The following is an 8,374-nucleotide window of genomic DNA, read 5'->3' on the forward strand; positions in this document are numbered from 1 at the left end:
GGTGCCGCGTGCGCCCCGGGTGCGTACGAAGCCGCCCCCACCCGGGGCGGCACGCCCCCACCCGGGGCGGCACGCCCCTCGGATCAGACGAACGCGGGCGGGGCCACCTCGGGCGACGCTACGAGCGAGACCGTGGGCGGCACGGCCGGCGGGGCCGGTGCGCGCAGCGAGCTGCGGCCCGCGGCCCAGCTGTCCAGCAGGTGCCCGGCGAACAGCCGGTCCACAGCGAGCCCGGCCGCCGCGCCGAACAGCACGTCGCGGGCGAGGGCCGGCTCGACGCGGACCAGTCCGCCGCACATGTCGTGCGCGGCGATCTGCTCGTGCACCGCGTCGGCCTCGACGTGCTCGTCGTAGAAGCGGGTGGCCACCTCGTCGAAGCCGAGCCGGCGCAACCCGTTGCCGTAGCGACGGTTGGGCAGCGAGGAGGTCATCTCGAACGCGGCCAGGTGCCCGAGCAGCGCGCCGCGCAACCGCCGGTGCAGCCCGAACAGCGACATCAGGTTGTTGGTCGCCAACGTCACCGCCGGCGCCACGTCGATGTGCGCGCCGTAGGCCGTGTCCAGGCCCAGCCGGTCGAGGGTGCTCCGGAACAGCTCGGCGTGCATCCGGTCCAGCCGCCCGTTGCCGTACTCGTCGGTCTGGATCTCCACGAGCGCGGCCTTGGCCGGGCCACCGAGGCGGGGCAGCGCCCAGCTGTGCGGGTCCGCCTCCCGCAGGTGGTAGACAGAGCGGTGGGCGACGAACTCGCGGAACTGGGTGAGGTCGGCGCGACGTTGCAGCGTCGCGGCCAACGCCGGACCATCGTCGGCGGCGACCACCTCGGCCAGGCCGGCCGCCACCCCGGCGGCGGGCACCGACGGCGTGCCGACAAGCCGACGCAGCGCCGCCTCGAAGACCCGTTCGCAGCGGCCACGCAGCGCCAGCAGCGTCGGCTGCCACTCCCACGACTCGTCCACCCCGAGCCAGCCCCGGTAGTGCAGCTCGTAGCAGAGGAACAGCGTCAGCTGCAGATCCTCGTCGGTGATGGGGTCCGCCGGGTGGAGGTCGACGCCGAGATCGGCCGGCAGGTCGTGCGGCGGGTGCCGCAGAGCCTCCACTACCGCTGCGGAGAGCGGGCCACGTGCCCTCGGCACTGTCGCGGGACCGTAGCGGCGGTCGGCGGGCTCGGACATGGGACCTCCAGCGTCATCGGGCCGCTACTCATGCCCTGGTCCGGGGTGGCTAAACGAGATCGTCCGCACTCGCGGTGACCTCGACCTGCTCACGGACCTTCCGGGCCGGAGCGCCCTCGGCGTACAGGCCGCGCAGGTCGGCGAAGGCGGGCTCCGGCGGTGCCAGTGACACCGCCGGGTCGACGACCGCCTCCAGTACGCAGGGTCGGTCCGCGGCGAGGGCCTCGTCCCAGGCCGCGCCGACCAGCTCCGGGCGGTCCACCCGCACCCCGTGCAGCCCCAGCAGCCGGGCCCACCCGGCGTACGGCACGTCGGGGCGGCGGTGGGTGGGGTCGGACGACGGTTGTCGCCCGCCACCCATGCCGTTCTGGTCCCGGTTGTTGAGCACCAGCACGACCAGTCGCGGGTCGCGCCACTGCTGCCAGAGGTGCGAGACGGTGATCAGTTCGGCGAGCCCGTTGAGCTGCATCGCCCCGTCACCCACCAGCGCGACCACCGGTTGGTCGGGCGCGGCGAGCTTGGCCGCCACCGCGTACGGCAGCGCGCAGCCCATCGAGCCGAGGGTTCCGCACAGCTGCGCGTTGACCCCCGGTGGCAGGGTGAGGTGGCGGGCGTACCAGTAGAGGACCGAGCCGACGTCGACGGCGACCGCGGCGGTGCCGGGCATCCGGGCGGACAACTCCTGCAGGACGAGCTGCGGATTGACCGGGTCCGCGGCGGCGGCGGCCCGCTCGGTCGCGACCTCCCGCCAGCGGTCCACCGAACTTTCCACTGTGGCGCGCCACTGCTGTTCGGACCGGCCACGCAACCGGCTCAGCAGCGCCCGGAGCGTCTCGGCGGCATCGCCGACCAGCGGAACGTCGGCCGGGTACCGGGTGCCGATCCGGCGGCCGTCGATGTCGATCTGCACCGTACGCGCCTGCTCGGGCATCGGGAAGTAGTCGGTCCACGGGTCGTTGGTGCCGACCATCAGCAGCGTGTCGCAACCACCCATCAGCTCGGCCGCCGCCGGGGTGCCGACCTCGCCGAGCACCCCGGTGTGGAACGGCAACCGCTCGTCGAGCACCGGCTTGCCGAGCAGCGAGGTGGCCACCCCGGCGCCCAGCCGGTCGGCGATCTCGATGATCTCGGCAGCGGCGTCCCGACCACCCTGGCCCACCAGGATCGCGGTCCGCTGACCGCCGCCGAGCAGCTGCGCGGCGGCGTCCAGGTCCGCCTCGTGCGGCAGGACCCGGGCCAGCGGCTCGCCGGGGGTCGCCGTGATCACCCCGGCGCTGTACGACTGGAGGTCGGGTACCAGCGCCTCCTGCAACTGTCGGGGCAGCACCACGCACGTCGGGCTGCGGGTCGCCGCCGCCGTCCGGAACGCCTGGTCCAGCAGGGCCCCCACCTCGTCGGGGCTGCGGCCGTACCGGACGAACTGGTTGCACACGTCACCGAAGAGCCGGCTCAGCCCGATCTCCTGGTGCGCGCCGCCGAGCGGCCCGGAGATGTCCTCCCCGACGATGGCCACCACCGGTTTGCTGTCCAGCTTGGCGTCGTAGAGGCCGTTGAGCAGCTGGACGGCGCTGGGGCCCTGAGTGGCGAGGCAGACCCCGATGCCGCCGGTGAACTTGGCGTGGCCGGTGGCCATGAACGAGGCGGTCTCCTCGTGCCGGGCCGGGATGAATGCCGGCTCGCCGCCGGTGCGGTCCAGCGCGTCGACCAGTGGAGCGATCGCCTCGCCCGGGTACCCGAAGGCGCGGGGTACCCGCCAGGCCAGCAGTCGCTCCACCACGACGTCCGCAACCGTTCGGTCAACCATTGCCGCGCCCCGGTGTGCTGGGGTCGACGTAGCGCAGTACCGCGCCGACGCCGTCGGTGAGGTCGGGCGCCTCGTCGGCGCCGAGCACGGTCAGAGCCGCGTCGGTGCCGACGAGCGCCCGGACCAGCGCCGCGTCGGCGCGTACCCGCTGCGGGTCGGCCACCGACATGGCGGCCAGCTGCCCCGGGTCGACGGCGATCTCGGTGGGTTCCGCGCCGATCCACAACTCACCGTTGGCCGACGGGTCGTCCACGATGATCATCATGTCGACCTGGTTGCGTTGCAGGGCCGAGACGACCGCGTCGAGCCCGCCGCCCACGTCCTCCTGCACGCCGAACTTGTCCAGCGCGGCGCTGATCCGCTGGTCGGCGATCTCCGCGATGGTCTGCACCGTGAGGTCGTCCAGCATCGTCTGGTCGGCGCCGCCGGCCCGCGAACCGGCATCGGTGCGGACCACCAGGTCCTGCCAGCGTTCCGGCATCTGAGCGGCGATCATTCCGGTGGCCCGGACGTCACCGGCGACCACCACCACGTCCGCGCCGACCCGGTCGGCCAGCTGCACGGTGGCCGCGGTGACGTCGCCGGCGTTCTGGTGCCACGCCTCCATGGCCGCCCGCTGGTAGCGCGACTGGGACCAGCCGCCGGGCTTCGCCCGCCGCAGCGGATACTCGTCCCGGCCGGCGACGTGCGCTCGTCGGGGCACCCCGCCGGCGCTGACCGCCATCGCGTCGGCGCCGAGCCGGTCGGCGACCACACGTACCCAGGCCACCTGCTCGCCGCGTTGCGCGAGCAGCGGCATCACGTGCGGCAACGGGCCGACGTGGGCCAGGTCCCGCAGTGGCGGCGCGGACAGGTACTCGGAGAGCACCACCTGGCCGTGACTGGCGAAGACCGCCAGGCCGTAGTCCCCGACCATCGGATCGTGACCTCGGACCACCCGGTCCAGCGCGGCGATGTTCGCCTCGTCCGCCCCCTGTTCGGCCAGGCTGCGTTCCAGGGCACGCCAGCGCAGATCCAGTGCGGGTTTGGCGTCCTCCGTGTCCGCGGAGGCGTCCAGATACACCGAGCACCACGGCCCGGGACGGTCGTAGAGCGGGCGCAGGAAGGACAGCTGCATGCTCGACCCCTTTCCAGCTCGGCCCCCCGCTTACCCGGGTCGCGGGGGATGTCACCTCGCGGCCGTGAGCCCGTGACCAGGTTTCATTCACGTCGTTCAACCGAGGACGTCGATACGATCTGTGAACACATGCGGACTCTCGGTGGTGGAAATGGACAGCGGACTCGACACGCGACGGATCGTGCACCCGACGGAACGAATCGTCACCGGGCGGTTGATCCGCCTGCTCGACGGCTACACCCGTGAGGTACGCGTCGGTCAGCCGGTACTGGTGGCGGTGCTCGCCGCGGCGGCCTTCGCCCGGCTGCCCGCGCTGCTGCTGCGCTCGCTCTTCTCGTTCGGCGGTGGTGGCACCCGTCGTCGCTGGAAGGAGCTGAAGCAGGGCCCGGAATACCTGGTCACGCCGGTGCGGCTCCGCAACACCGCCGGTCAGCTCTGCGAGGTGGAGCTGCACGGGCACCTGCCGCAGAGCGCCCTGCACCCGGCCGACCAGGTGCAGCTCACCCTGCGCCCGCAACGCGACCCGGAGTTGCCGCCCCGGATCGAGCGGATCGTCAACCTCACCACCGGGCAGTTACTGACCCCGCGTACGGCGACGCTCTGGTCGCACCTCGGGCCGCCACTGCTGTTGCAGGCGTTCCTGGGCACGCTGCTGCTGGCCGGCATGGCGGCCTGCTCCGCGCTGACCTGACCGACCCCCGGCGGGTCGACGGGTCGGCGGGTCGGTTCAGTGGGGTGCGCGGGCGGTTCGGCGGCTCAGCCGACCGGGGCGGGCTCGCGGGCCGGTTGCCGGTCGACGCCGAGCATGCCCCGGCGGCGGGCCCAGCGCTCGAAGACCAGTGTGGCGAACGGCGGCACCGCGCTGGCCAGGGCCACCGCCGTGGCCAGCAGGCTCCACCGGTGCAGTCGGGCCACTGCCAGCACCAGCAGGACGTACGCGACGAACAGGCCGCCGTGGATCGGCCCAAAGATCTTGACGCCCAGCTCGTTGTCCGGCGGACCGTACTTGACCAGCATGCCGACCAGCAGGGCCAGCCAGGAGCAGGCCTCGGCGATCGCCGCCGCGACGAACAGCCGGGTCACCTTCTCGCGCATCCGCACGCCACCACCTCTCGGGGCGCAATGCTATCGGTCCGCTCTGGCTGGGCTAACAGGGCTGGCAGTTGGGTAGGAAAGGGTCCTCGGGTCTTCCCCCGCCCGCCGACAACGTGCGAGGTTAGGGGGACCAGCGGTGACGGGGTGGTGACCATGGGCGAGGACGTCGGCGTACGAACCTTCAGTCGAGAGGATCGAGCCCGATACCGCGACAAGGTCCGCCGCTGCCTGGATGTCTTCGCCGAGATGCTGCGCGAGTCGCGCTTCGACCTCGACCGGCCGATGACCGGCGTGGAGATCGAGCTGAACCTGGTCGACGAGACGTCGGATCCGACGATGCGCAACGCCGACGTGCTGGCGGCCATCGCCGACGAGAGCTTCCAGACCGAGCTGGGCCAGTTCAACGTCGAGATCAACGTGCCGCCGCGCCGGCTGACCGGCACCGGCACCGCCGACTTCGAGGAGTACGTGCGGGCCAGCCTCAACGCCGCCGAGGTGAAGGCCCGGGCGATCGGCGCGCACATGGTCATGATCGGCATTCTGCCGACGCTGCGCCCCGAGCACCTGACCGCCGAGACGCTGTCGGCCAACCCCCGCTACAAGTTGCTCAACGAGCAGATCTTCGCGGCCCGCGGTGAGGATCTGCCGATCGCCATCAGCGGGGTGGAACGGTTGGTGGTCACCGCCGACACGATCACCCCGGAGGCGGCCTGCACCAGCACCCAGTTCCATCTCCAGGTCAGTCCCGCCCAGTTCGCCGACTACTGGAACGCCGCCCAGGCGGTGGCTGGCATCCAGGTCGCGGTCGGCGCGAACTCGCCGCTGTTCTTCGGCCGGGAGCTGTGGCGCGAGACCCGCATCCCGCTGTTCCAGCAGGCCACCGACACCCGGTCGGAGGAGATCAAAGCCCAGGGGGTACGCCCCCGGGTCTGGTTCGGCGAGCGCTGGATCACCAGCGTGTTCGACCTGTTCGAGGAGAACGTGCGCTACTTCCCGGCGCTCCTGCCGGTCTGCGACCCGGAGGACCCGGCGCAGGCCCTCGCGGCCGGTGAGGTGCCCAATCTGGCCGAGCTGCGCCTGCACAACGGCACCGTGTACCGGTGGAACCGCCCGGTGTACGACGTGTCGCGGGGCCGGCCGCACCTGCGGGTGGAGAATCGGGTGCTGCCCGCCGGCCCGACCGTGCTGGACACCATCGCCAACGGCGCCTTCTACTTCGGGTTGGTGCGCGCCCTGGCCGAGTCGGACCGGCCACTGTGGTCGCAGATGTCGTTCAGCGCCGCCGAGGAGAACTTCACCAGCTGCGCCCGGCACGGCATCGACGCGCAGGTCTTCTGGCCCGGTCTCGGTTACCTGCCCGTCAGCGAGTTGGTGTTGCGCCGGTTGCTGCCGATGGCGCACCACGGTCTGGACCGGTGGGGCCTCGACCCGGCCGAGCGTGACCGGTTGCTCGGCGTCATCGAGCAGCGCTGCCTGACTGGCCGCAACGGCGCGACCTGGCAGGTGGAGACGCTGCACCGGTTGGAGTCGACCGACCACCTGGACCGGCCGGAGGCGCTGCGCGAGGTGGTCAGGCACTACGTCGACCTGATGCACAGCAACCGACCGGTGCACGAGTGGCCGATCCCGTGAGCACACCGGACGGGTGGCCCGATCGGCGCGGGGCTCAGCCTCGCGGGGTGGGCACACCGAAGAGGTCGATGATGCCGCCGGGAAGCTGGGCGAGCAGGTCGTTTCGCTCGTCGTCGTTGAGCGCCTCGGCGACGGTACGCAGCACCGCCTGGGCGTGCTGACGCACCTGGTCCGCGTTCGCGACCTGCTCGCGATCCCCGACGTTCTTGAGGAACTCGCCGACGTCCCACCGGCGGCCCTGCGGGTTGCGGGTGACGGACCCGTTGAGCCGTTCCGGTAGCTGTGCCGCCAGGTTGTCCGCCTCCTGTCCGGCGAGCCGTTCACCGAGCACCGACAGGACGGCCTGTATGGACCGTACGGCCTCGTTCTCACCGAGGCCCGCGCGCTGTCGTACCGTGGCGATCATCTGCTCGTACTCCATGCCCCGCTCCTTCGGTCTCGTCGGCATGCCGTCAGGCGTGCCTGTTGACGAACGGGGCGAGTTCCCCGGCTCCCCGGCGACAAACGGGGTCACCGGCGGATCCGGACTCCCCGCCATCGGCGGGCGGGGCCTCACAAAACATGCCAGTCACGCCACTGCGCATTGCAGCTGAGCCAGGGCCGGGCCGTGTCGGAGACCCGCCCGGTGGTGCAGTGGCACCGCGAGTTCGCTTGAACGCGCATTGTCCCTTGTGGACCCCCACGCCGATCGATGGCTGTCATAGGCTGTGGCAGCTCGCACACATCGTCTGATCACGATGAGGGGACGCCGGTGGCCACTTCTGGAACAGACCCAGCCACGATCGAAGGGCCCGGAGTGCCCCTGTCTCGTCGGAACATGCTGCGGATGGGAGCGGCGGCGGCCGGTGGCGCGGTGCTCATCGGCTCGGCGCAGGCCGCGTCCGCGCAGGCCGCGCCGGTCGGTGCGAAGCGCGTCGTGCGGGCACCGGCGCTGGCACCCGGTGACCGGGTCCGGGTGGTCTCGCCCGGCAGCACGCCCGACCCCACGAACATGGCTCGCGGCATCGAGATTCTGCGCAGCTGGGGCCTGGAGGTCGAGCTGGGCAGGCACGTATTCACCAAGTACGGCTATCTGGCCGGCACCGACGCGCAGCGGCTGGCCGACCTAAACGCCGCGCTCACCGACCCGGGCATCCGGGCCGTGTTCGCCGCGCGCGGTGGTTACGGCACGCAGCGGATCGTCGACCAGATCGACGTGTCCGTTCTGCGCCGCGACCCTCGGGTGGTCGTCGGCTTCAGCGACATCACCAGCATCCACGGCAAGCTCTGGCGGGAGACGGGCCTGGTCACCTTCTACGGTCCCATGGTCAACTGGAGTGACGCCCGCACCGGCCCCGAGTCGGCCGAGGCCCTCCGCAGGGCGGTGATGACCACCGCACCGGTCACCATCACCCGGGACCCGGCCGAGACAGCCGCTTCCGTCGTGGTGCCGGGGCGGGCGTCAGGCCCGCTGCTCGGCGGTTGCCTGACGCTGATCTCCACCTCGCTCGGTGCGGAGGACTCTCCGAAGTTCGACGGCGCGATCCTCTTCTTCGAGGACGTGGACGAGGATCC

Annotated in this window: 8 protein-coding genes; 3 read left to right on the plus strand and 5 right to left on the minus strand. The window is 71.9% G+C overall.

All coding sequences use genetic code 11. The annotated features are described in order from the left end of the window. Window positions 1–83 precede the first annotated feature (83 nt). Genes ABZ749_RS22920 through ABZ749_RS22930 form a run of 3 tightly spaced genes read right to left on the minus strand, consistent with a single transcriptional unit; the run spans window position 84 to window position 4,093 of the window. Window positions 84–1,172, minus strand: coding sequence for an iron-containing redox enzyme family protein (locus tag ABZ749_RS22920; RefSeq protein WP_357230870.1), 1,089 nt, complete (start codon window positions 1,170–1,172; stop codon window positions 84–86). Window positions 1,173–1,221: 49 nt separating this feature from the next. Then, window positions 1,222–2,976 carry a thiamine pyrophosphate-binding protein gene (locus ABZ749_RS22925; protein ID WP_357230874.1) on the minus strand — a complete coding sequence of 585 codons (1,755 nt, stop codon included), beginning with the start codon at window positions 2,974–2,976 and terminating at the stop codon, window positions 1,222–1,224. Further along, complete coding sequence (locus ABZ749_RS22930) at window positions 2,969–4,093, minus strand: Vms1/Ankzf1 family peptidyl-tRNA hydrolase (RefSeq protein ID WP_357230877.1); 1,125 nt, start codon at window positions 4,091–4,093, stop codon at window positions 2,969–2,971. The genes ABZ749_RS22925 and ABZ749_RS22930 overlap by 8 nt, the downstream gene beginning before the upstream one ends. A gap of 142 nt (window positions 4,094–4,235) precedes the next feature. Here ABZ749_RS22930 and ABZ749_RS22935 point away from each other — a divergent pair, with 142 nt between their 5' ends. Continuing rightward, complete coding sequence (locus ABZ749_RS22935; RefSeq protein ID WP_357230880.1) at window positions 4,236–4,784, plus strand: hypothetical protein; 549 nt, start codon at window positions 4,236–4,238, stop codon at window positions 4,782–4,784. A gap of 65 nt (window positions 4,785–4,849) precedes the next feature. Here the strand turns inward: ABZ749_RS22935 and ABZ749_RS22940 are convergent, their stop codons facing one another. Next, on the minus strand, window positions 4,850–5,188 hold the full coding sequence (locus ABZ749_RS22940; RefSeq protein ID WP_355008027.1) for a DUF3817 domain-containing protein: 339 nt from the start codon (window positions 5,186–5,188) through the stop codon (window positions 4,850–4,852). A 153-nt stretch (window positions 5,189–5,341) separates the two neighbouring features. On the opposite strand from ABZ749_RS22940, the gene ABZ749_RS22945 reads away from it, so the two are divergent. After that, complete coding sequence (locus ABZ749_RS22945; protein ID WP_357230883.1) at window positions 5,342–6,820, plus strand: glutamate--cysteine ligase; 1,479 nt, start codon at window positions 5,342–5,344, stop codon at window positions 6,818–6,820. 34 nt (window positions 6,821–6,854) lie between these two features. Here the strand turns inward: ABZ749_RS22945 and ABZ749_RS22950 are convergent, their stop codons facing one another. Next, on the minus strand, window positions 6,855–7,241 hold the full coding sequence (locus ABZ749_RS22950; protein ID WP_357230886.1) for a DUF2267 domain-containing protein: 387 nt from the start codon (window positions 7,239–7,241) through the stop codon (window positions 6,855–6,857). A 396-nt stretch (window positions 7,242–7,637) separates the two neighbouring features. Between ABZ749_RS22950 and ABZ749_RS22955 the strand changes: the two genes are divergently transcribed. Continuing rightward, window positions 7,638–8,374 (plus strand): LD-carboxypeptidase (locus tag ABZ749_RS22955; RefSeq protein ID WP_357230889.1); only part of this gene is annotated, 737 nt, incomplete at its 3' end.

Source organism: Micromonospora sp. NPDC047753 (assembly GCF_040642735.1).
Classification (GTDB): domain Bacteria; phylum Actinomycetota; class Actinomycetes; order Mycobacteriales; family Micromonosporaceae; genus Micromonospora.